Raw genomic sequence first — 22,835 nt, 5'->3', positions numbered from 1 at the left:
CCATGGGCGGGGCCGTTTCGTATTCGATATGAAACGACTGAAAACAAGCCATTTCTACAAAAATAACGTTGCATCGCATGGATTGCAGCGTGCATATTGCTGCGTCGAGCGATAACAACGATTTCCTCTGGTGATCTGATGACGACTCAACAACAACCCCGTGTCCAGTGGCTCAGCCGCTGGGGCTTCGTACTGGCGGCGACGGGTTCCGCTGTCGGCCTGGGCAATATCTGGAAATTCCCCTACATGACCGGTGAGCATGGCGGAGGCGCCTTCGTGCTGGTCTATCTGGTGTGCATCCTGGCGGTGGGCGTGCCGGTCATGATGACCGAAATCGCCTTCGGTCGGCGCGGCCGCGGCAGCCCCATCGATGCCGTGCGGCGGGTGGTGAGCGAATCCGGGCGCTCCTCGGTCTGGTCGCTGCTGGGCTGGATGGCGATGCTGTGCGGCTTCATGATCCTCTCGTTCTACGTGGTGGTGGCCGGCTGGTCGTTCTCCTATCTGTGGAAGATGCTGAGCGGCGGCCTGAATGGCTCCGGCGTCGACGACATGGCGGCAATCTTCGTCGCCAACAACGAGAACCCCTTGAACCTCGGCTTCTGGAGCACCCTGGTGACACTGGCGACCATGCTGATCGTGGGCAAGGGCGTGCAGGCGGGCATCGAGAAGAGCGTGAGCTGGATGATGCCGGGCATGGTGATCATGCTGCTGATCCTGATCGGCTACGGAGTGTTCTCGGGCGGCTTCGGCGATGCGTGGAGCTTCCTGTTCTCGTTCAATACCGGCAGTCTGTCCAGTGAAGGAATGCTGGCCGCGCTGGGTCATGCGTTCTTCACCCTGTCACTGGCTTCGGGTGCGATACTCACCTACGGCAGCTACCTGCCCGCCGGCGCTTCGATCGCACGTACCACTCTCGGCGTGGCGGTGGCCGATACGCTTGTGGCGCTGATGGCCGGTCTGGCGATCTTCCCGGTGATCTTCGCCAATGGCATGAGTCCCGAAGGTGGGCCGGGGCTGCTGTTCATGAGCCTGCCGTTGGCCTTCCAGGCCATGCCGATGGGTACGCTTTTCGGCGTGCTGTTCTTCATCATGCTCTCGATGGCGGCATTGACCTCGTCGATCTCCATGGTCGAGGCCACGGTCTCCTGGCTGGTCGACAACAAGGGTATTACCCGTCGTACTGCCGCCTGGGGCACCGGGATCGTGCTGTGGCTGGTCAGTACCCTGGCGATGCTGTCGTTCAACGTCGGCGCCGACTGGACCCTGGCGGGCAAGCACTTCTTCGACTGGCTCGACTATCTCACCTCGCGCTGGATGATGCCGCTGGGCGGGCTGGGCATGGTGCTGCTGGCCGGCTTCGTGCTGAAGAGCGAGACCTTCCGTGAGGAGCTGGGCCTGGCGCCACACTGGCATGCGCTGTGGCTGTTCATGGTGCGCTACGTCAGCCCGCTGGGCATCCTGGTGATCTTCGTCGATGCGCTGGGCATTGCACGCCTGCAGTTCGGCCTGCACTGGCCGTGGCTACTGGGCGTGCTGGTGCTGATCACCCTGATCGGCGAGCTGGCCAGCCCGCGCCTGCGGCGGACGCTGGCCGGCTGAGCTAGCGGCTTGCCCCGTCCGGGGCAAGCCGCTAATGTCGGGCCGGGACGTTTAATCGAGACAAGAGAATGATCTCATACAAGGTTTGCGGTACCGGCCCGGTTGCGCCTCGTCTGCTGCGAGGCGCATTGACGCTCATGATGCTGCTCTTGATTGCCGGCTGCGCCGGACGCGATGGGAGCCGCGGCGGCGAGCGGGTATCTGCGCCTTCGGGCTGGAACGGCGAGCAGGGGCAGGCCTCGTTCTATGCCGACCGCTACCATGGCCGGCGCACCGCCAGTGGCGAAGCCCACGATCGCAACGCGCTGACGGCGGCGCACCGCAGCTTGCCGTTCGGCACCCGGGTCCGGGTGACGCGGCTGGACAACGGCCGCGAGACGGTGGTGCGCATCAACGACCGCGGACCCTTCGTGCGCGGTCGTGTCATCGATCTCTCTCGACGTGCGGCCGAAGAACTCAACATGCTCGGGCAGGGGGTGGCGGAGGTGCGGCTGTCACCTGAGTGAAGCGACCTCACCCGGTGCGTGTTCTCCCAACGCCGTGTCCCTGATGGAGAAAGCAGTGGTGGGGCTCGCCATGGCGCTCAGCGAAGCGGCGGCACCTCGCGCTGAAACTCGCGACGCCAGCGGGCCAGCAGGGCCTCGCGCTTGAGCCGGTCCAGGGTGGCCAGCAGGCCGGGGCCGATCGCTATCGGGCGCAGGGCGTCACCGACTTCGTCGCGCAGGGCATCGGCGGTGCCCGGGCCTGACAGGGCGGGGTGCATGGCCCCCAGGTGGGTCTGTTCGGCGATCACGCGCTGGCCGTCTTCGCTGAGCAGAAACTCCATGAATAGGACGGCCGATTCGGGGTGCGGCGCCAATCGCGGAATGAAGGCCAGGCGCTGGGTGACCAGCGCATAGTCTTCGGGTACCACCATGATCAGCTGTGGGTTGTCGGCCACCGCATCGCGCACATAGCTGCCGAGCAGATTGTAGCCCAGCAGGTAGCGTCCCTCCTCGAGTCCGTCGAGCATCTCGCCGGTGGTGCCGGTGAGCACCGTGCGGGCGCGTCCCAGGGCCGAGACCAGATCCCAGTAGCGCGGCGAGAGTCGCGACTCCTCGATGGCATAGGTATATCCCGCGCCGCTGCGTACCGGGTCGTAGGTGACGATACGGCCTGCCAAGGCGTCGGCGTGGTCGCTCAGCAGCTCGAGCAGGTCGCCATGACTGCGCACCTCGCCGAAGCGTTCGATCAGGTCGCGATGCACTACCATCACGATCGGTTCGAAGGTGAAGGCGAACAATTCGCCGCGCCACTGGGCCCACGCCGGCCAGCGCCGCGCCACGTCACTTTCGAGCGGCTGGGCATGGCCGTCGTTGGCGAGATGATACTGCCAGGGCATGGCGGACGAGAGCACCACGTCGGCGGCATCCGGGGCGTCCAGGAAGCGCTGATGCAGTTCCAGGGTCGTCAGGTTGCGATAGGTCAGCTCGATGCGCGGGTGGCTCCGATGGAATGCCTCGAGCACGGGGCGTACCTGTGGCAGGTCGAGGGCGGCATGGATGACCAACGGCTGGGGCGCCCCGGCCTCTGGCTCGGCAGGGTAATGCAGGGTTTCCTCGGCCGCGGCGGCCAGGCTCCACAGGGCGACAAGCCACCAGAACAGGAAGCGGATCATGGGTCCTCCTCGCTGAAGCGCAGGCGTACGATGAGTCCGCGATCGTCCGAGCCCTGGGCCAACTCGAGCCGTGCGCCGTGGGCGCGGGCAATGCTGTCGACGATGGCCAGGCCTAGCCCGGAACCTTCACTTCCCTCCTCGCCGCGATGAAAGGGGCGTAGCACCAGCAGGCGGCGAGATTCGGGAATGCCCGGGCCGTCGTCCTCGACTTCCAGCATGGGCGGCTGCACATGGGTGCGCACCGTGATGCGCCGGCCACCGTAGCGGCAGGCATTGTCGATCAGGTTGTTCAAGGCCTCCTGCAGTTGCCAGTCGATGCCATGGACCCGGACGGGCCGAGGGGCACACTCGACACCGAGGTCGATGCCTTGGCGATGGCATCCGGCCCAGTGGTCCCGAATCGCCTGGCGGGCGAGGTCGTTGAGATCCAGGGGCGTCAGTTCGGGGCGGTACTCGGGATTGTCGAGCCGAGTCAGCGATAGCAGTTGCATGGCCAGCCGAGCAGTGCGTGCGCTGGTCGCTTGCATGGCGCTCAGGGCGTCGCGCCAGCGGGCGGGGTCGTCGTGGCGCAGGGCCAGTTCGGCTCGGGCCGAGAGCCCCGCCAGCGGGGTGCGCAACTGGTGCGAGGCGTCGCCGATGAAGCGCTCCTGGTTGGCGCGCACCCGGCGCATGCGTGCCAGCAGTTCGTTCAGGGTCTCGCGCAGCTCGGCCAACTCGCGGGGCAGTGAGAGGTCGAGGGGTTCCAGGGTGCGCGGGTCGCGGGCACGAATGGCGCGCCTCAGGCGCGTCAACGGCCTCAGTGCTGAGCGGATCGCCACCAGCAGGACCACGACGGCAACCAGGGCCATGGCGAGAATGTAGGCGAGGTTGGCGCGCAGCAGCTCGTGGGTCAGCGCATCGCGACCCTCTCGGCTGTGCGCCACGCGAATCTCGAAGCGCTCCCTGAGGCGCCAGTCCTCCAGGCGGGAGCGGCGCACACCCTGGCGTAGCGTCATGCCCTGCCATTCGACGTTGCGGTAGAGCAGGGTGTCGCCTTCCTCGCTGTCGCCGCGCTCGTCGCCTGGCAGCTCGGCGTTGCCGGTGATGAAGCGTCCATCCCGATCCACCAGGCTGTAGAAGACCCGTTCCTCGGCGTCAGTGGCGAGCATATCCAGGGCTGCCGGGGGCAGGTCGAGCCACAGCCGGTCGTCCTGCCACTGGACCTGTTCGGCAATCGCCAGGCTGGCCGCTTCGAGCAGTCGGTCGAAGGCGCGGTCGGCAGTGTGGCGCGCATCCACCCAGGCTTGGAATACCATCAGGCCGCCCAATGGCAACAGCGGCAGCAGCAACCAGGCCAGCAGTCTGCGATAGAGGCTGTCGCCGCGTTTCACGTCGCCTCCAGCAGGTAGCCGAGCCCGCGAACCGTGCGTAGGGCGACGTCGCTGCCGTCCAGCCGCTTGCGCAGCCGATGCACGTAGACCTCAATGGCGTTTTCACCCATGGGTTCGCCCTGGAAGGCTTCGTCGGCGAGGCGCGCCTTGTCGACGGGCTCGCCGGCGTGACGCATCAGGCAGCCGAGCAGGCGCTGCTCGCGGGGTGGCAGGGCCAAGGTTTCACCGGCGAGGGTGAAGCGTTGTGCCAGACCGTCGAAATGCAGTGCCCCGACGCGCAGCTCTTGTCCTCTTGCCCGACGCCTCAACAGCGCACGCACGCGGGCCTCGAGTTCTTCGAGCGAGAAAGGCTTGGCCAGGTAATCGTCGGCGCCGAGGTCGAGCCCTCGTACGCGATCCTCCACCGCACCGCGGGCGGTGAGTATCAGCACCGGCGTGTCGCGGTCGTGGCGCCGCAGCGTCTCGAGCACCTCGAGCCCACTGGCACCGGGAAGGTTGAGATCGAGCAGAACCAATGCGTGGTCGTGCTGGGGGCTCTCCAGGTGTCGGCGCGCGGCGTCGCCGTCGGCCAGATGCGTCACCACGTAACCCTCCAGGGCGAGGGCGTCCTGGAGGGTTTCGGCCAGCAGGTGGTCGTCCTCCACGAGCAGCAGGTTCATGTCATGGCCTCCACTTCGCCCACGGCCGCCAATTCATCCAGTGCCGCTCTCAGTGCGGCCTCGCTACGCGCGTCGAGGCGGCTCGTCGGGCCCGAGAGGGTCAACCAGCGCCTGGGCTCGCCAGGAACGCTGGGCAGGGCATGCAGCAGCATGTCGCCGCCAGGCAGCTCGGGGCGAGGATCATCGCTCGCGGCCAGAGGCCACTGGCTACCCGGGCGCAGTTCATGTCGCAGCGCAGTGTCGGGCAGGGCAACCAGGCGGCATTCGACATGGCGCCCTTGGTTCTCGAGCAGGGCGGCGGTCTCGCCGGTTTCGGCGGCCAGGCGGTCGAGCAGTGGCTGGACGCGGGTGGTCAGATGACGGCTGGGGGGATGGCGTCGCGCCAGGCGAAGCGGTGCGCTACCCAGGCTCCAGCGTCCATCGCGGCTGCGCTGCACGTAATCGAAACGGGCCAATGAGCCGAGCAGGCGCAGCAGGGTGCTCTTGTAGTAGCCGGTCGCCTGGGCGAGTTCGGCCAGGGTGAAGGCTTCCTGATCGACATCGAACGCTTCCAGTACGGTCAGTGCGCGCTCGACGGCCTCGACGCGATCCTGGGCCATGTCATGGGTCTCCTGGGTCTTGAGGCATTATTGAACTTTGGTCGCAATTGCGATCCCGTCCATTGACGCTGCCTGTCGACGCGCCTAGTTTCTACCCTGAAGAACGTTGTTCTGCCTTACAGAATTGTAAGGTAGCCCATGAAAGACTGCAAGTCACATTCCCACAACACGCCAAGACCGGAGGGACAACAACAATGTCCACGAAAACGCCACTCAAACTCATCGCTATTGCCGCTTTCACACTGAGCGCAGGCAGCGCCATGGCTTTCGAGCCACAGGGTAAAGTGGAATGTCTCGCCCCGGCCGATCCCGGCGGCGGCTGGGATTTCACCTGCCGCAGCGTGGGCAACGTGATGGAGCAACTGGACCTGGTGCCGCGCAGCGTGCAAACCGTCAACATGGCGGGTGCCGGCGGCGGTGTTGCCTTCGCCCATACCGTGTCCAAGCGCGCCGGTGACGAGCAACTGCTGGTGGCCGCTTCCACCGCCACCACCACCCGCCTGGCCCAGGGTCAGTTTCCCGGCATGACCGCCGACATGGTCAACTGGATCGGAGCGCTGGGCGCCGACTACGGCGTCATTGCCGTGGCTGCCGACTCCGATTACGACGACCTGCCCGAGCTGATGGAGGCGCTCAAGGAAGACCCACGCAGCGTCAAGTTCGCTGGCGGCAGCGCCAAGGGCGGCTGGGATCACCTCAAGGTATTGATCGCTGCGGACGCCGCAGGCGTCGAGGATCTGCCGCGTATCGCCTATCTCTCGTACAACAACGGCGGCGAGGCCATGACTCAGGTCGTGGGCGGGCACGTGGATGCCTTCACCGGCGACATCAGCGAGGCTCAGGGTTTCCTGGAATCGGGCGACCTGCGCGTGCTGGCGGTGCTGTCCGACGAGCGCCTGCCCGGCGACTTCGCCGACATTCCCACCGCCAAGGAGCAGGGTATCGATGCCGTCGGCCCCAACTGGCGCGGTTTCTACATGCCCGCGGATATCTCCGACGAGGCCAAGCAGTACTGGGTCGACGCCATGGACACCATCTACGAGAGCCAGGAGTGGCAGGACATCATGACGAACAACGGGCTGATGCCATTCCACATGAGCGCCGGTGAGTTCGAGACCTTCGTCACCGAGCAGATCAACGACATCGAGACTCTCTCCAAGGATATCGGGCTGATTCAGTAATGACATTCAACGACCGCATTTTCGGTGTTCTGCTGATTGCCCTGGCCGTCGCGTACGGCTGGGGCGCCAGCCAGTTTCCCGAACCGTTCGGTGGGTCCGAGGCGATCGGACCCGATACCTTTCCTACACTGCTGGCCGTGGTGCTGGGGCTGTCGAGCCTCTACCTGATCGTACGGCCTGACCCGGACAATGCCTGGCCCTGGAGCCGTACCGGCGTCGAGCTGGTCGTCGCCGTGGTCGTGCTGGTGTTCTACGCCATGCTGCTCGAGCCGCTCGGCTTCATCATCAGCACCACGCTGGCCGTGGGCACCCTGTGTTGGCGCATGGGGGCCGAGCCGCTGCGCGCCTACCTGGTCGGGGCGGTAGCGGGCGTGGTGGTCTTCCTGCTGTTCAACTTCGCCCTCGACCTCGCGCTGCCGCTGGGTCTGCTCTCGTTCCTGGAGGTGAGCTGATGGAAACCCTCGGCTTTCTGATCGATGGCTTCGGGGTGGCGCTCGCCCCGCATAACCTGATGTTCGCCCTGATGGGGGCCTTCCTCGGGACCCTCATCGGGGCACTGCCGGGCCTCGGGCCGGCCAACGGGGTGGCGATCCTGATCCCGCTGGCCTTCTCCCTGGGGCTGGCGCCGGAAACGGCGATGATCATGCTCACGGCGGTCTATGCCGGGGCCATGTACGGCGGGCGGATCTCCTCGATTCTGCTCAATATTCCCGGCGACGAGCCGGCCATGATGACCTGCCTCGACGGCTACCCCATGGCCCAGCAGGGCAAGGCCGCCGAGGCACTGGCGATCTCCGCCATCGCCTCCTTCATCGGTAGCCTGGTTGCAACGGTGGGCCTGATCCTGCTGGCACCGGTGCTGGCCCGCTTCGCCCTGACCTTCGGGCCGGCCGAGTACTTCGCGCTGTTCCTGCTGGCGTTCGCCACCCTGGGCGGCATCACCGGCAAGAACCCCGTCAAGACGGTGGTGGCGGCCTGCCTCGGGTTGATGGTGGCTACCGTGGGTATCGACTCCACCGGCGTGCAGCGCTACACCTTCGGTACCCTGGAGCTCTACGAGGGTATCGACTTCATCATCGCCATCGTCGGTCTGTTCGCCATCTCGGAGCTGCTGTTCTTCATCGAGGAGCGTGCCGGCGGCGGCAAGAAGAAGATGGTCGTCAACAAGCTCAAGCTCAGTTGGGCCGACATTCGCAACATCCTGCCGTCGAGTCTGCGCGGCGGTGTCCTCGGCTTCATCGCCGGCGTTCTGCCCGGTGCCGGAGCATCGCTTGGCAGCTTCATCGGCTACACCCTCGAGAAGAAGGTGGTGGGCAAGAAGGGCTTCTTTGGCCAGGGCGACCCGCGCGGCGTGGCCGGCCCCGAGGCGGGCAACAATGGTGCCTCGAGCGGCGCCCTGGTGCCCATGCTGACGCTGGGCGTGCCGGGCAGCGGCACCACCGCGGTGCTGCTGGCGCTGCTGATCTCGCTCAACATCACCCCCGGGCCGCTGATGTTCACCCAGAACGCGGACATCGTGTGGGGCGTGATCGCGGCGCTGCTGATCGGCAACTTCCTGCTGCTGATACTGAACATTCCCCTGGTCGGCATCTTCGTCAAGCTGCTGTCGGTGCCGCCGATGTACCTGCTGCCGTGCGTGACGATGATCGCCTTTGTCGGCATCTACTCGATCAGCAACACCACCTTCGACCTCTACTTCATGGTGGCCTTCGGTGTCGCCGGCTATGTGCTGCGCAAGCTCGAGATCCCGTTGGTGCCGGTCATCCTCGGCTTGCTGTTGGGGCCGGAGATGGAGAAGAACCTGAGCCACGCCATGGACATTTCCGACGGCGACTGGACCATCCTGTGGAACAGCGGCCTGGCCATCGGACTGTGGGTGTTCGCCGGCGTGGGGCTGATCCTGCCCTACATCGTCGGACCCATCCTGCGGCGTCGCATGAAAGTGACGACAGCCGTCGCCAGCGGTAATCCAGAAGGCGACTGAGTCGACAATACCAACCCATCCGTCAGGGGCGCCGAGCGATCGGCGCCCCTGACTTCGTTTAGGGAGCTTCGTTCAGGGCGGGCGAGACGCACCGGCTTGGTGCGACCTTGAGGTGCAGGCGATCTTTCCCGGCGCAAGGTTGGCCACTGGTTTGCACGACAGCGGTGCGCCAGGACGCTTACCCAATTCTGTAAGGTATCCGTAATGGTTTGTAGATAAAGCGTTCTTCGGACTATGCCGCATGATGGCGCAAGCTTTGCAAAGGCAGGGAGCCGAGTGCTGCACGGCCAATGTCGGCCGTGCAGGACCTTCACAACAAGTCCCTCCCGCAGGAGGGCGCAAGGAGGTTCGAGTGAACGCTTCCCGTCGCATCATGCCTTTCCCGCTTCGTCCCACTGCTGCAGCGCTGCTTGCGTCGATCGCCTTCGGTGCGGCCGGCCAGGCGCTGGCCCAGGAGGATCCGATCAAGGTGGGTATCCTGCATTCGCTGTCCGGCACCATGGCGATCAGCGAATCGACCCTCAAGGACACCGTCGAAATGCTGATCGAGCAGCAGAACGAGCAGGGCGGCCTGCTGGGGCGTCAGCTCGAGGCGGTGGTGGTGGACCCGGCTTCCAACTGGCCGCTGTTTGCCGAGCGTGCCCGCGAGCTGCTCGAGCAGCACGAGGTGGATGTGGTGTTCGGCAACTGGACTTCGGTGTCGCGCAAGGCGGTGCTGCCGGTGTTCGAAGAGCTCAACGGCCTGCTGTTCTATCCGGTGCAGTACGAGGGTGAAGAGTCCTCCGAGAACGTCTTCTATACCGGAGCCGCGCCCAACCAGCAGGCGATCCCGGCGGTGGAGTACCTGATCAACGAGGTGGGCGTGGAGCGCTTCGTGCTGCTCGGCACCGATTATGTCTACCCGCGCACCACCAACCGCATCCTCGAAGCCTTCCTCAAGGAGGAGCACGGCCTCGCCGACGAGGACATCATGATCAACTACACGCCGTTCGGTCACTCCGACTGGCAGAACATCGTCGCCGAGGTGCGCCGCTTCGGCAGCGAGGGCAAGAAGACGGCAGTGGTCTCGACCATCAACGGCGATGCCAACGTGCCGTTCTATCGTGAACTGGCCAACCAGGGCATCGATGCCGCCGACATTCCGGTCATTGCCTTCTCGGTGGGCGAGCAGGAGCTCTCCGGCATCGATACCGCTCCGTTGGTGGGTCACCTGGCGGCGTGGAACTATTTCATGAGCGTCGACAGCGATACCAACTATGACTTCATCGACGCCTGGATCGATTACGTCGGCGACGAGGAAGCTGTGACCAACGACCCCATGGAAGCGCATTACATCGGCTTCAACATGTGGGCCGAGGCGGTGCGCAAGGCCGGCACCACCGACGTCGATGCGGTCAAGGACGCCATCATCGGCGTGACTGTGCCCAATCTGACTGGCGGCTATGCGGCGATGATGCCCAACCACCACATCACCAAGCCGGTGCTGATCGGCGAGGTTCAGGACAACGGCCAGTTCGACATCGTCTGGCAGACGCCTTCCAGCGTGGCTGGCGATGCCTGGTCCGACTACCTGCCGGGTTCGCGTGACCTGATCGCCGACTGGCGCAAGCCCATGGAGTGCGGCAACTTCAACGTGGCCAATGGCAGCTGTGGCGGCAGTACCGCTGCGGAAGAAGCCGAAGCGGCGCTGGCCGAGTAAAGACCCATCCCCCGCTGCCATGTGGCAGCGGGGGAGCACGCCTTCTCTACCGATCACGAGGAACTCTCCGATGAGATATCCCCCCATGCCCGGGCCAGCGGCGGCCGGGGCGAGGGCCGGCAGCGCTGCCTCCCGCGGTGATCGCGTGTCCGTGACGATGGGCTCGTGGTTGCTTGTCCTCGCTGTTGCCCTCGCGCTCGCACTTGGCCTGACGCTGGCCACTCCCGCTGCGGCGCAGGGTGAGCCTGCTGCCGGCGATGACGATACGATCGAGTTGCTCGAGGCATTGGAAGTATCCTCCTTTTCCGCCAAGGGTGAGGCCATCGAGGCCATCGTGCGTAGCGACGACTCCCGCGCCCGCGCTTGGCTTCAAGCACTGCTCGACGGGCGCCTGCAGCGTACCGACGAAGGCCGCTTCGTGGTGGTGCTCGAGAACACAGGTCGCGAATGGCCGGTACAGGATGCCCTGACCGGCGAGGCGCTGGGAAAGATGTCGCGCCGGGAGCTCGAGCGAGTGGGTATCAACAATGCCCTGCGCAACCAGCTGCGCAGCGCCATTGCCGTGGTCGATCTCTATGCCGCCGACGTCGGGCTGCGGCGGGCTTCCGCCGAGCGGCTGCTGGGTGAAGTCGATGACGACCTGGCGGGGCCGCTGGCCGAGGTAATCGAGGAAGAGCCGGATGTACAAGTGCGCGAGCGCCTGGTGCAGGCCCTGGCCATTCATCGGCTCGAACAGGGCGAGATCGAGGCGATAGGCGACCTGCGCGGCAGCCTGCATCCCCGTGTGCGAGTGGCTCTCAATCGCGCCATGAACGGTGATGATCCGATGGTGGCCGATGCCGCCCGCGAGGCGTTGAACAGTATCGAGCAGATGCTCAAGGTCAACCGTGCCGTGGAGACGCTCTACTTCGGCCTGTCGCTAGGGTCGGTGCTGGTGCTGGCCGCCATCGGCCTGGCCATCACTTTCGGCGTGATGGGCGTGATCAACATGGCCCACGGCGAGCTGATCATGCTCGGCGCCTACACCGCCTGGGCCATGCAACAACTGTTGCCTGGCCAGCCGGGGCTGGCGCTGATTCTGGCGATTCCCGCCGGTTTCCTCGTCGCGGCATTGGCCGGCATCGCCATCGAGCGCGGCGTCATTCAGTTCCTCAAAGGACGTCCGCTGGAGACACTGCTGGCTACCTTCGGTGTCAGCCTGATCCTGCAGCAACTGGTGCGCACCGCGATCTCGCCGCTCAACCGCACCGTGGTTACGCCGGAATGGATGAGCGGTTCGCTCGCCGTCAACGATGCACTCTCTCTCACGCTCAACCGCATGTACGTGCTCGGCTTTGCCCTGGTGGTGTTTGCCGTGCTGATGCTGATCATGCGCCGAACTCGGCTCGGTCTCGAGGTGCGGGCGGTGACCCAGAACCGTGCCATGGCGCGCTCCATGGGCATCCGCGCCACCCGGGTCGACATCATGACCTTTGCCTTGGGTTCCGGGGTGGCGGGGCTCGCCGGGGTGGCACTGTCCCAGCTCACCAACGTGGGCCCCAACCTGGGCCAGAACTACATCATCGATTCCTTCATGGTGGTGGTGTTCGGCGGGGTGGGGAACCTGTGGGGCACCCTGGTGGCGGGGCTTTCGCTGGGTGTGATCAACCAGGTGCTGGAGCCGTGGGCCGGTGCGGTGATGGCCAAGATCATCGTGCTGGTATTCATCATTCTGTTCATACAAAAGCGCCCCCGTGGACTCTTTCCGCAGAAGGGCCGGGCGGCGGAGGGCTGATCCATGGATTCTTCTCGATTCTGGCTGCTGCGGCCGTTCGGCGAGCGCTCGACGCTGATCTTCCTCGGCGTGCTGTTGGCCGCCATGGCGGCGGTGACGCTGCTGCATGTGGCGGTACCGGCTGGGCATCCGCTCCATGTCAGTGCTTATACCGTTAACTTGTTCGGCAAGTACCTGAGCTACGCCCTGCTGGCGGTGGCGGTGGATCTGGTGTGGGGCTATCTCGGTATCCTCAGCCTCGGCCATGGCGCCTTCTTCGCCCTGGGCGGCTACGCCATGGGCATGTACCTGATGCGTCAGATCGGCGACCGCGGCGTCTACGGCCACCCGGTGCTGCCCGACTTCATGGTGTTCCTCAACTGGGACAGCCTGCCCTGGTACTGGCTGGGCTTCGACATGGCCGGGTTCGCCTTCCTCATGGTGCTGCTGGCACCGGGAGCACTGGCGCTGGTATTCGGTTTCCTGGCGTTCCGCTCGCGGGTCACCGGGGTGTACCTTTCGATCATCACCCAGGCGCTCACCTTCGCTCTGATGCTGGCCTTCTTTCGCAACGAGATGGGTTTTGGCGGCAACAACGGCTTGACCGATTTTCGCGAGATCCTCGGCTTCAACCTGCGTAGCGGTGATACCCGGCTTGGGCTGTTCCTGGCCACCGGCGTGGCCCTGGCGCTGGGCTACCTGCTGTGTCGGGCGATCGTGACGAGCAAACTGGGGCGGGTCTGCGTGGCGACCCGCGACGCCGAGGCGCGCACGCGCTTCCTCGGCTACCGGGTCGAACGCTTCCAGCTGTTCGTGTTCGTGGTCTCGGCCATGCTGGCGGGGCTGGCCGGGGCGCTCTACGTGCCTCAGGTAGGCATCATCAATCCCAGCGAGTTCTCACCACTGTTCTCGATCGAGATCGTGCTGTGGGTGGCGCTGGGCGGTCGGGCAACCCTCTACGGTGCGGTGATCGGGGCGATACTGGTCAATTACGCCAAGACGGTGTTCACCGGTGTAATGCCCGACGCCTGGCTGTTCGCCCTGGGTGGGCTATTCGTGCTGGTCACGGTGTTCCTGCCCAAGGGTGTGGCGGGGCTGCTGGCGTTGCGGCTTCATCGCCGCCATGACGGTGAAAGCTCGCTTTCCGGCAAGGAGGTGGCGGCATGAACATCCTGGGTTCATTGGCCAATCGTGACCGTGTCTTCGATTTCCTGGTGCCGGCCGAATCGCCCGTCGACGTACGCCATGGGCCGATTCTTTATCTCGAGGACGTCACGGTCAGCTTCGATGGCTTCAAGGCGATCAACGACCTGAACCTGACGATCGACGATGGTGAGCTGCGCTGCATCATCGGGCCCAACGGCGCTGGCAAGACCACCATGATGGACATCATCACCGGCAAGACCCGACCCGACAGCGGCAAGGTATGGTTCGGCAGTCGTCATGATTTGCTGACCATGAACGAGCCGGAGATCGCCAGCCTGGGCATCGGGCGCAAGTTCCAGAAGCCCACGGTGTTCGAGGCGCTTTCGGTATTCGAGAACCTGGAGCTGGCCATGGCCGCCGACAAGCGCATACTGCCCACGCTGACGGCCCGCATGAGCGGTGAAATTCGTGACCGTATCGGCGAGGTGCTGACCAACATCGGGCTGAGCGAGCTGCGCCAGCGCCCGGCAGGCATACTTTCCCACGGACAGAAGCAGTGGCTGGAAATCGGCATGCTGCTGATGCAGCGGCCGCGGCTGCTGCTGGTGGACGAGCCGGTGGCCGGCATGACCGAGCAGGAGATGGAGCGCACCGCCGAACTGCTCACCGGTCTGGCCGGCAAGCAGTCTGTGGTGGTGGTGGAACACGACATGGGCTTCGTGCGCTCCATCGCGCGCAAGGTGACGGTGCTGCATCAGGGCAGCGTGTTGGCAGAAGGCAGCATGGACCAGGTCTCGAGCGATCCACGCGTGGTAGAGGTCTATCTGGGCGCCGAAGCCGAAGAGGAGACGGTCTGATGCTCTCGATCGACAAGCTCAATCAATATTACGGCGAGAGCCACACCCTGTGGGACCTCGATCTCAGCGTGTCGGCGGGGCAGTGCACCTGCGTGATGGGGCGCAACGGGGTGGGCAAGACCACCTTGATGAAGGCCATCATGGGTGAGGTCGCAGTGACTTCTGGCAGCATTCGCTACGCTGACGACGTGGAATTGACCCGCCAGCGGGTCGAGGATCGCTCGCGCCTGGGTATCGGCTACGTGCCCCAAGGGCGCCAGATCTTTCCGCTTCTTACGGTGGAGGAGAACCTGCGGACCGGGCTGGCGGCGCGCGGTGACGGTCGACGCACCATTCCGGCGCGCATCTATGAACTCTTTCCCGTACTCGAGGAGATGAAGCAGCGCCGCGGCGGTGATCTCTCCGGTGGACAGCAGCAACAATTGGCGATTGGCCGGGCGCTGGTACTCGAGCCGCGCTTGCTGATTCTCGACGAGCCGGGAGAGGGTATCCAGCCCAATATCGTGACGCTCATCGGCGAGGTGATCCGCAAGCTGATCGGCGAGGACGGCCTGACGGTGCTGCTGGTCGAACAGAAGCTCCCCTTCGCCCGCAAGTACGCCGACCGTTTCGCGATCATGGATCGCGGCCGACCGGTAGCCAAGGGCGAGATCGGCGAGCTGACCGATGCGCTGATCAAGGAGCACTTGACGGTGTAATCATTCGCTGAGGTGTCCTGCGACCAAGCCTTTGCACCATTGTGCTAACCAGGGAAAGGACCGGTGCGCCGTGGCAGTGCATGCTGTTGGTTCCCTTGCGCCATGATGGTGCGTCCACTCGGGCCAAGAGCGCTTGTGTATACAAAATAAGCGCATGAATATGCTTGTTTTTTTCGGTCATCCACCATTCTGGTACAGCGGTTGCCAAGAATAGGGCAACGCCTCGAGAGGAGGCAAAACCCTAGACAGAAGGCCGCTGCCGATGACGGCTCGCTTCGACGCCACGACGCTACAGCCTCCCTGCGCTTCCGGTCACCGCTTCGATGCCGGCCGTCGCTGGGAAGCTTCGCTCCAGCTTGGCTTTGCCCTGCAGCAGGACGTGACTCGCATGGTGATGGCTCGCCATGTCGGCCCGCTGCGAGTGCAGCGTCCCTTTTATCCCGAGGGGCGCGACCGAGCCTGTCACGTCTATATGCTGCACCCCCCGGGTGGCCTGGTCAGTGGCGATGCGTTGGCTATCTCGGCAAGGGTCGAAGCCGGCGCTCATGCGCTGTTGACCACGCCCGCTGCCAACAAGCTCTACCGTGCCGACAGTCATGGCGTGGCCTGGGCACAGCACACCAGGCTCCGGGTCGAGGACGGCGGCGTTCTCGAATGGCTGCCCCAGGAAACCATCGCCTTCGACGGTTCGCGTGGCGAGCAGACGACGCACATCGATCTCGCTGGCGCTGCCCGTTGCCTGGGCTGGGAAGTACTGGCCCTGGGCCGCCCGGCAAGCCGTTTGCCTTACGCTTCGGGCCGCATCGAGCAGCGCTTCCAGTTGCTCCGCGACGGTAAGCCGCTGTGGCTCGAGCGCCAGCCGCTCGATCCCGGCCACCCGCGCTTCATGGGGCGCTGGGGGCAGGGCGGAGCCAGCGTGCAGGCCACGCTGTGGGCCGTGGGGCTGGCCGACGAGGCTGGCGCCATCGAAGTACTTCGCGACGCCATGGCGGCGAGCCCGCGCTGGGCCGTGACCGTTCGCCATGGCGTGATGCTGTTGCGCTACCTGGGGCATGAGCGCAATGAGGCCTGGGAGCTGTGTCAGCAGGCCTGGACTTGCCTCAGGCCTTTGCTTTCCGGTGTGCCTGCCCATCCTCCCCGTATCTGGTTTACCTGACTGACCAGGAGACTTGCATGGAATTGACACCAAGAGACAAGGACAAGCTGCTGCTGTTCTCGGCCGCGCAACTCGCCGAGCGACGTCGGGCCCGCGGCCTCAAGCTCAACTACCCGGAAGCGGTGGCGCTTATCAGCTTCGAGATCATGGAGGGGGCTCGTGATGGCCGCAGCGTGGCCGAGTTGATGAGCTACGGTCGCGAGATTCTCGGCCGCGACGAGGTGATGGAGGGCGTGGCCGAAATGGTGCACGAGGTGCAGGTAGAGGCCACGTTTCCTGACGGCACGAAACTCGTGACGGTGCATACACCGATTGTGTGAGGAGAGCCCTATGATCCCCGGTGAGTACCAATTGCAGGACGGCGAGATCGAACTCTGCGCCGGTCGCGAGCGGATCTCCGTCGAGGTCGCCAATACCGGCGACCGGCCGATCCAGGTCGGCTCCCACTATCACTTTGCCGAGACCAACCCGGCACTGGTTTTCGACCGCGATAAGGCACGTGGCTACCGCCTGGACGTGGCGGCGGGTACGGCAATTCGCTTCGAGCCGGGCCAGGCGCGGCAAGTCGCGCTGATCCCCTTCGCCGGCACGCGCCATATCTACGGTTTTCGCGGCGACGTGATGGGATCGCTGGATGGAGGTGAGGCATGAGTACCAGCATCAGCCGGCAGGCCTATGCCGATATGTACGGCCCCACGGTGGGCGACCGGGTGCGTCTGGGAGACACCGAACTGTGGATCGAAGTGGAGAGCGATGCCACCCACTACGGCGATGAGGTCAAGTTCGGCGGCGGCAAGGTGATTCGCGACGGCATGGGCCAGAGCCAGCGCCTCGACGACTCGGTGATGGACACCGTGATCACCAATGCCTTGATCCTCGACTGGTGGGGCATCGTCAAGGCCGACGTGGGTATCCAGGCCGGTCGCATTGCAGCCATTGGCAAGGCCGGCAACCCGGATACACAGCCCGACGTGGATATCGTTATCGGCCCAGGTACCGAAGTGATCGCCGGCGAGGGCAAGATTCTTACCGCGGGCGGCATCGACGCGCACATTCACTTCATCTGCCCCCAGCAGGTGAAGGAGGCGCTGATGAGCGGCATCACCACCATGCTCGGCGGTGGCACGGGGCCGGCCACCGGCACCAACGCCACCACCTGCACGCCGGGCGCCTGGCACATCGGCAAGATGCTTCAGGCGGTGGACGAGCTGCCGATGAACATCGGCTTTCTCGGCAAGGGCAACGCCAGCCTGCCCGAGGCGTTGGAAGCCCAGCTCGAGGCCGGCGCCATGGGTCTCAAGCTGCACGAGGACTGGGGCACCACACCGGCTTCCATCGACAACTGCCTGAGCGTGGCCGAGCGCTACGATGTGCAGATCGCCATCCATACCGACACCCTCAATGAGTCGGGCTTCGTCGAGGATACGCTGACTGCCTTCAAGGAGCGCGGCATCCACACCTACCACACCGAGGGCGCCGGGGGCGGCCACGCGCCGGACATCCTCACCGCCTGTTCCAAGCCCTACGTGCTGCCATCGTCGACCAACCCCACGCGGCCCTACACGGTCAACACCATCGACGAGCACCTCGACATGCTGATGGTGTGCCACCATCTCGATCCCAACATTCCTGAGGACGTGGCCTTCGCCGACTCACGCATTCGCCGCGAGACCATCGCCGCCGAGGACATCCTGCAGGACCTGGGCGTGATCTCGATGATCGCCTCGGACTCCCAGGCCATGGGGCGGGTCGGCGAGGTGGTGTGCCGCACCTGGCAGACCGCCCACAAGATGAAGGTGCAGCGCGGCCTGCTGCCCGAGGACGAAGCACTCGGCGTCGACAACTTCCGCGCACGGCGCTACATCGCCAAGTACACCATCAACCCGGCGATCACCCATGGCATCGCCCATGAAGTAGGCTCCATCGAGGTGGGCAAGCTCGCCGACCTGGTGCTGTGGAAACCGGCCTTCTTTGGTGTCAAGCCGGCGCTGATCCTCAAGGCGGGGATGATCGCGGCTGCACCCATGGGCGACCCCAATGCCTCGATCCCCACGCCGCAGCCGGTGCACTACCGCTACATGTTCGGCGCTTTCGGCCGGGCGGCGAGCCAGACGCGACTGACCTTCGTCAGCCAGGCGGCGCTGGACGCCGGCATCAAGGAAACCCTGGGCCTGCAGAGCCAATTGGCGGCTTGCCGAGATGTCAGGGGCGTAAGGAAGGGCGATATGAAGCTCAACGACGCCTGCCCCGAGCTCAGCGTCGATCCGCAGACCTACGAGGTGCGCTGCGATGGCGAGCTGCTGACCTGCGAGCCGGCCACCGAGCTGCCATTGGCGCAGCGTTACCACCTGTTTTGATGCATTTGAGGAAAGCGTCATGGCCGGAACCCCGCGCTCGCCACGCCACGCGCCCGAAACCCTGGCATCCCGGCCGGACTCCCGCGGTCGGAAAGACGGCACATCCCTGTGCCGGCTTTCCTCGATCTTCTTCCCTGAAGATCGACCGCGTCGTCTCGACCGGGCTGCCAGCGGTCGCGCGAGGTGGCCCAGCGGGGTCCGGCCTGTCGCCGGCACGGTTCATGGCCTGAATTCAACGAGGCAATAGCAATGCTGAAACTGATCGAACGCCTGGGGCCCATCGAGGCAAGCCAGGCCACCGATACCCTGACGCTGCCCTATGAGCTGCGTATTCGCGGCAGGCTGAAGGCAATGAGCGACGCCGGCCGTGAGTTGGGCCTGTTCCTCGACCGCGGCCCGGTGCTGCGCGACGGCGAGGGCCTGCGCGCCGAGAGCGGCGAGATCGTGCGGATCCGGGCGGCCGTCGAGCCGGTGGTCACGGCGCGCGTAGCCGCCGGCTTGCCGCTGGCGCGGCTCGCCTATCACCTGGGCAACCGCCACGTGCAGCTGGCGCTCGGGGAGGATGAGCGGGGAGGTTACGTACGCTTCCCGCCGGACCACGTGCTGGAAGAGCTGGCCGAGCTGCTGGGGGCGATCCTTGAGCGGCACGAGGCTCCCTTCGACCCCGAGCCCGGCGCGTACAACCAGCCCGGCCATGCCCATGCTCATGCCCATGCTCATGCCCATGCTCATCACCATGACACCGAGCATTCGCATGAGCATGAACACAGCCACCTCCATGGACATGGCCACAGTCATGCCCATTGAGCCGGTCGGGCAGGGTGGCGACTTGGCGCTGCTCGGGCTGCTGCAACTGGTCAGCCCGGCGTTGCCCATCGGCGCCTTCGCCTTCTCCCAAGGCCTGGAAAGCGCCTTCGAACTGGGTTGGGTCAGCGACGAGGAAAGCCTCGGCAAGTGGCTGATCGGCGTGCTCGACGACGGCCCGACGCGCTGTGAATTGCCGGCCCTGGCGCGCCTGCAGCAAGCCTGGGCAGCAGAAGATGGCGAGGCGATAGTCCAATGGGACCAGTGGCTTGCCGCCAACCGCGAAACTGCAGAGCTGGCGGCGGAGGACTCACGCCTGGGGGCGTCTCTGACCCGTTTGCTCGGCAGCCTGTCATTAATGCCGGTAGACGTACCCATGCCGCCGGGGGCCGGCTACGTCACCGTATACGCCTGGGCCGCCCAGGTGCGTGGGGTGGCGCCGCGCCAGGCCATGCTCGGCTTCGCCTGGGCCTGGCTCGAGAACCAACTGGCGGTGGCCTGCAAGGCGCTGCCGCTGGGGCATACCGCCGCCCAGCGTCTGGTTGAACGGTTGCGCCCGGTGCTGGTGGCCGCGGTGGATGAAGCGCTCGAGCTTGGTGACGACCAACTCGGCCCGGCACTGCCCGGCCTGGCCTTGGCCAGTGCCCTGCACGAAACCCAGTATTCACGGCTATTTCGCAGTTAGTGCTCAATAACCAGGAGAACGACATGACACATTGCCTACGTATCGGCGTCGGCGGCCCGGTGGGCTCCGGCAAGACGGCCCTGCTCAAGCAACTCTGCCTGGCGCTGCGCGACCACTACGACATTGCCGTGGTCACCAACGATATCTATACCCGCGAGGACGCCGACTTCCTGTTGCGTCACGAGGCGCTGCCGGCCGACCGTATCCTCGGCGTGGAAACCGGAGGCTGCCCGCACACGGCGATTCGCGAGGACGCCTCGATGAACCTGGCCGCCATCGACGAACTCCAGGCACGTCATCCGAACCTCGAGCTGGTGCTGGTGGAGTCGGGCGGCGACAACCTTTCGGCCACCTTCAGCCCAGAACTCTCCGATCTCACCCTCTACGTGATCGACGTCTCCGCAGGCGACAAGATCCCGCGCAAGGGCGGGCCGGGCATCACCAAGTCGGACCTGCTGATCATCAACAAGATCGATATTGCCGAGCAGGTACACGCCTCGCTGGAGGTGATGGAGCGTGACTCGAAGAAGATGCGCGGCGAGCGTCCGTTCGTCTTCACCAACCTCTACGACGGCGTCGGCCTGGAGGCGATCATTCAGTTCATTCTCGACCGCGGCATGCTGCCGGAGCGTCGGCTCCAGGCCCGGCCGGCCAACGCCTGACCACTCGTGCCTTCGCTAGTCATCGGAAAGGAGATCGTCCCATGATCCATCGCTACGTTACTACCTCGCGTTTGGCCCTGGTTGCTGCGCCGGCCTTGCTGCTCGTTGCCGGCCTGGCCATGGCCCACCCTGGGCATGAACACCCCCACGGCGGCGTCGTCGCTGGCCTGTCTCATCCGCTACTGGGCTTCGACCACCTGCTGGCCATGCTGGCGGTGGGGCTGTGGAGCCTGCGCCAAAGCCGCGCCTTCAGCCTTGCCGCACCGCTGCTTGCCGCAGGCGGCATGCTGTTGGGGGCGGGGCTGGCATGGGCCGGCTTTGCGCTTCCGGGCGTGGAGTTCGGCATCGCCATGACGGTGCTGCTGGCCGGTGTGATGATTGCCGCCTTGGTTAAGGTACCCGCCGCCATCGGTGCCGGCGTGGTGGTGCTGTTCATGCTGTTCCACGGCCATGCCCACGGCAGCGAGATGCCGCATGGCGCCTCCATGCTGGCTTATCTGGCCGGCTTCACCCTGGCGACCCTTGCCATCAGCTACGCGGGCCGTGCGGCGGGTGCATTCCTCATGGCGCGTGAGAACTGCATCCTGAGGGCTCTGGGCGTGGCGATCGCCGCCGCCGGTGCGCTGTTCGCCTTTGGTTGAGTAGCGCGAGCAGGCCAGCGGCACGCCCGGCTCCGGCCGGGTGTGTCGTATGAGCAATAATTGACAGGAAACGCGCCGCCGCCCAGCTTGAAGGGAGCCGATTCGGGAAAGGAGGGCGCATGGATACGCTACTGCTGGCGATAAAGATCCTCATCACACTGCTGGTCGCGATTCTCTTCGTGCAGAATATTGTCCTGGTCGAGGTACGCTTCCTGGCTTGGGGCGCGCGGATGCCGCTGGCGCTGCTGCTGTTGGCGATCTACGTACTGGGTATGGTCAGTGGCAAGGCTCTATTCCACTTGCTGGCTCGCCTACGCACTCGCCGTTCGCGCTCTTGAGGTCAATCCACATGCGTTACCGCTGCGCGTCGTGGATCGACGTACCACGGCAGGCCACGACGGGCATTGTGCTCGAGTTCGGCGATCACCTGGGCGCCGAGCAGCACGATCATGGCCCCCACTTCGAGCGTGAGCAGTACCACGATCAGGGTGGCGAGCGAGCCGTAGACCACGTTGACCAGCGAGACGTTGAGGAAATAGAACATTAGCAGGAAGCGAACCCCCTCCCACAGAAGTGCCGCGACGAAGCCACCTATCAACGCTCTCTTCAGTGCGATCTTGACGACCGGAAGCACTTTGTAAATGGCGCTGAAGAGCAGGAAGACGCCAATGAAGCTGAACAGGTTCATCAGCGGGCCGGAGAGGCCTGCGAGGGGCATGTTGCGCCCAAGCGCCACCTGCCACAGGGTACCGATGGCTTCGGCCAGGGTCACCATCAGGGTGAGAGCAGCCAGGCCGGCACCCAGCACCAGCATGAATAGATAGGGAAGCAGCACCGAGACCCAGATCCTGCGCTTGGGATGGGCTTCCGGCGTATGAAAGATGATCGCCAAGGCATCTTCCAGCATGCGAAAAACGAAGGAGCTGAAGATCAGCAGCATCAGAATGCCGAACAATCCGATCACGTCGCGCGATTCCAGCAGGGCGCGTACTGCCTCCATCAGGCCATCGGCATGGGCGGGAGCCAGGTGAATCAACTGTACGCTGAGCACGTCGAGCAACACGTTCTCATCCACGATTCGCGTCAGCAGTACGGCAAGCAAGGCAAAAAGCGGAACGATGGAGAGCAGGATGTTGTAGCCGACCCCACCGGCCAGCAGGATGCCGCGATTGCGTAGGAAGGCAGCCAGAACTCGCCACAGGAAGGCGCCGGTCCGTGGAATCAGGACGAACATGACGCGCTGCGACCTGCGGTCTCGAGGCATGGTGAGCATTGCTCCTGGTGCCGGTTGGGGGTTCCTGCTGATCAAGGTATTCGTGCTGGCCGGC

Annotated in this window: 24 protein-coding genes; 19 read left to right on the top strand and 5 right to left on the bottom strand. The window is 65.0% G+C overall.

The window, feature by feature from the left end; translation table 11 throughout:
- The first annotated feature begins 138 nt into the window (after nucleotides 1–138).
- Both ACRWQA_RS11905 and ACRWQA_RS11900 read left to right on the top strand, forming a co-directional pair.
- Nucleotides 139–1,599 carry a sodium-dependent transporter gene (locus tag ACRWQA_RS11905; RefSeq protein ID WP_263583677.1) on the top strand — a complete coding sequence of 487 codons (1,461 nt, stop codon included), beginning with the start codon at nucleotides 139–141 and terminating at the stop codon, nucleotides 1,597–1,599.
- 68 nt (nucleotides 1,600–1,667) lie between these two features.
- Nucleotides 1,668–2,105 (top strand): septal ring lytic transglycosylase RlpA family protein, encoded by a 438-nt coding sequence (locus ACRWQA_RS11900; RefSeq protein WP_434227187.1) that lies wholly within the window; start codon nucleotides 1,668–1,670, stop codon nucleotides 2,103–2,105.
- Nucleotides 2,106–2,182: 77 nt separating this feature from the next.
- On the opposite strand, the gene ACRWQA_RS11895 is transcribed toward ACRWQA_RS11900, so the two are convergent.
- Genes ACRWQA_RS11895 through ACRWQA_RS11880 form a run of 4 tightly spaced genes read right to left on the bottom strand, consistent with a single transcriptional unit; the run spans nucleotide 2,183 to nucleotide 5,884 of the window.
- A complete protein-coding gene (locus tag ACRWQA_RS11895) occupies nucleotides 2,183–3,256 on the bottom strand; it encodes an ABC transporter substrate-binding protein (protein WP_434227185.1) in 1,074 nt (357 codons plus the stop codon).
- The gene (locus tag ACRWQA_RS11890; protein ID WP_434227183.1) at nucleotides 3,253–4,626 is read right to left on the bottom strand and encodes a sensor histidine kinase; all 1,374 of its coding nucleotides are present in this window, start codon (nucleotides 4,624–4,626) and stop codon (nucleotides 3,253–3,255) included. Before ACRWQA_RS11890 ends, ACRWQA_RS11895 begins: the two co-directional genes overlap by 4 nt.
- Nucleotides 4,623–5,285, bottom strand: a complete 663-nt coding sequence (locus ACRWQA_RS11885; protein WP_263583680.1) for a response regulator transcription factor — start codon at nucleotides 5,283–5,285, stop codon at nucleotides 4,623–4,625. Before ACRWQA_RS11885 ends, ACRWQA_RS11890 begins: the two co-directional genes overlap by 4 nt.
- On the bottom strand, nucleotides 5,282–5,884 hold the full coding sequence (locus tag ACRWQA_RS11880) for an IclR family transcriptional regulator (protein ID WP_263583681.1): 603 nt from the start codon (nucleotides 5,882–5,884) through the stop codon (nucleotides 5,282–5,284). The genes ACRWQA_RS11885 and ACRWQA_RS11880 overlap by 4 nt, the downstream gene beginning before the upstream one ends.
- A gap of 194 nt (nucleotides 5,885–6,078) precedes the next feature.
- Between ACRWQA_RS11880 and ACRWQA_RS11875 the strand changes: the two genes are divergently transcribed.
- From ACRWQA_RS11875 to ACRWQA_RS11795, 17 genes are all read left to right on the top strand, one after another.
- Nucleotides 6,079–7,065, top strand: a complete 987-nt coding sequence (locus tag ACRWQA_RS11875) for a Bug family tripartite tricarboxylate transporter substrate binding protein (RefSeq protein ID WP_434227180.1) — start codon at nucleotides 6,079–6,081, stop codon at nucleotides 7,063–7,065.
- Nucleotides 7,065–7,517, top strand: coding sequence for a tripartite tricarboxylate transporter TctB family protein (locus tag ACRWQA_RS11870; RefSeq protein ID WP_263583683.1), 453 nt, complete (start codon nucleotides 7,065–7,067; stop codon nucleotides 7,515–7,517). The genes ACRWQA_RS11875 and ACRWQA_RS11870 overlap by 1 nt, the downstream gene beginning before the upstream one ends.
- Nucleotides 7,517–9,049 (top strand): tripartite tricarboxylate transporter permease, encoded by a 1,533-nt coding sequence (locus tag ACRWQA_RS11865; protein WP_263583684.1) that lies wholly within the window; start codon nucleotides 7,517–7,519, stop codon nucleotides 9,047–9,049. Before ACRWQA_RS11870 ends, ACRWQA_RS11865 begins: the two co-directional genes overlap by 1 nt.
- A gap of 373 nt (nucleotides 9,050–9,422) precedes the next feature.
- A complete protein-coding gene (urtA, locus tag ACRWQA_RS11860; RefSeq protein ID WP_263583955.1) occupies nucleotides 9,423–10,748 on the top strand; it encodes an urea ABC transporter substrate-binding protein in 1,326 nt (441 codons plus the stop codon).
- 157 nt (nucleotides 10,749–10,905) lie between these two features.
- Nucleotides 10,906–12,522 (top strand): urea ABC transporter permease subunit UrtB, encoded by a 1,617-nt coding sequence (gene urtB / locus ACRWQA_RS11855; protein ID WP_434227427.1) that lies wholly within the window; start codon nucleotides 10,906–10,908, stop codon nucleotides 12,520–12,522.
- A gap of 3 nt (nucleotides 12,523–12,525) precedes the next feature.
- Nucleotides 12,526–13,668 carry an urea ABC transporter permease subunit UrtC gene (urtC, locus tag ACRWQA_RS11850; RefSeq protein WP_434227178.1) on the top strand — a complete coding sequence of 381 codons (1,143 nt, stop codon included), beginning with the start codon at nucleotides 12,526–12,528 and terminating at the stop codon, nucleotides 13,666–13,668.
- Nucleotides 13,665–14,504 (top strand): urea ABC transporter ATP-binding protein UrtD, encoded by an 840-nt coding sequence (urtD, locus tag ACRWQA_RS11845; RefSeq protein WP_263583686.1) that lies wholly within the window; start codon nucleotides 13,665–13,667, stop codon nucleotides 14,502–14,504. Before urtC ends, urtD begins: the two co-directional genes overlap by 4 nt.
- Nucleotides 14,504–15,202, top strand: a complete 699-nt coding sequence (gene urtE, locus ACRWQA_RS11840) for an urea ABC transporter ATP-binding subunit UrtE (protein WP_263583687.1) — start codon at nucleotides 14,504–14,506, stop codon at nucleotides 15,200–15,202. Before urtD ends, urtE begins: the two co-directional genes overlap by 1 nt.
- A 262-nt stretch (nucleotides 15,203–15,464) precedes the next feature.
- Nucleotides 15,465–16,358 (top strand): urease accessory protein UreD, encoded by an 894-nt coding sequence (locus ACRWQA_RS11835; protein ID WP_263583688.1) that lies wholly within the window; start codon nucleotides 15,465–15,467, stop codon nucleotides 16,356–16,358.
- Nucleotides 16,359–16,375: 17 nt separating this feature from the next.
- A complete protein-coding gene (gene ureA, locus ACRWQA_RS11830; RefSeq protein WP_263583689.1) occupies nucleotides 16,376–16,678 on the top strand; it encodes an urease subunit gamma in 303 nt (100 codons plus the stop codon).
- Nucleotides 16,679–16,688: 10 nt separating this feature from the next.
- Complete coding sequence (locus ACRWQA_RS11825) at nucleotides 16,689–17,009, top strand: urease subunit beta (RefSeq protein ID WP_434232183.1); 321 nt, start codon at nucleotides 16,689–16,691, stop codon at nucleotides 17,007–17,009.
- Nucleotides 17,006–18,715, top strand: a complete 1,710-nt coding sequence (gene ureC, locus ACRWQA_RS11820; RefSeq protein WP_434232185.1) for an urease subunit alpha — start codon at nucleotides 17,006–17,008, stop codon at nucleotides 18,713–18,715. The genes ACRWQA_RS11825 and ureC overlap by 4 nt, the downstream gene beginning before the upstream one ends.
- Nucleotides 18,716–18,964: 249 nt before the next feature.
- Entirely contained in the window at nucleotides 18,965–19,522 is a 558-nt protein-coding gene (ureE, locus tag ACRWQA_RS11815) for an urease accessory protein UreE (protein ID WP_434232188.1), read from the top strand.
- A complete protein-coding gene (locus ACRWQA_RS11810; RefSeq protein ID WP_434232213.1) occupies nucleotides 19,512–20,204 on the top strand; it encodes an urease accessory protein UreF in 693 nt (230 codons plus the stop codon). The genes ureE and ACRWQA_RS11810 overlap by 11 nt, the downstream gene beginning before the upstream one ends.
- Before the next feature lie 23 nt (nucleotides 20,205–20,227).
- Nucleotides 20,228–20,866, top strand: coding sequence for an urease accessory protein UreG (gene ureG / locus ACRWQA_RS11805; RefSeq protein WP_434232190.1), 639 nt, complete (start codon nucleotides 20,228–20,230; stop codon nucleotides 20,864–20,866).
- A gap of 41 nt (nucleotides 20,867–20,907) precedes the next feature.
- Nucleotides 20,908–21,507 carry a HupE/UreJ family protein gene (locus ACRWQA_RS11800; protein ID WP_434232193.1) on the top strand — a complete coding sequence of 200 codons (600 nt, stop codon included), beginning with the start codon at nucleotides 20,908–20,910 and terminating at the stop codon, nucleotides 21,505–21,507.
- A gap of 119 nt (nucleotides 21,508–21,626) precedes the next feature.
- Entirely contained in the window at nucleotides 21,627–21,845 is a 219-nt protein-coding gene (locus ACRWQA_RS11795) for a LapA family protein (protein ID WP_263583695.1), read from the top strand.
- A gap of 2 nt (nucleotides 21,846–21,847) precedes the next feature.
- Here the strand turns inward: ACRWQA_RS11795 and ACRWQA_RS11790 are convergent, their stop codons facing one another.
- Nucleotides 21,848–22,771 carry a YihY/virulence factor BrkB family protein gene (locus ACRWQA_RS11790; protein WP_434232196.1) on the bottom strand — a complete coding sequence of 308 codons (924 nt, stop codon included), beginning with the start codon at nucleotides 22,769–22,771 and terminating at the stop codon, nucleotides 21,848–21,850.
- Between the last annotated feature and the right edge of the window lie 64 nt (nucleotides 22,772–22,835).

The sequence above is a fragment of the Billgrantia sp. C5P2 genome, from assembly GCF_051062895.2.
The sequence above is the reverse complement of the archived record's forward strand: the minus strand, read 5'-3'. Positions and strand labels throughout refer to the sequence as shown.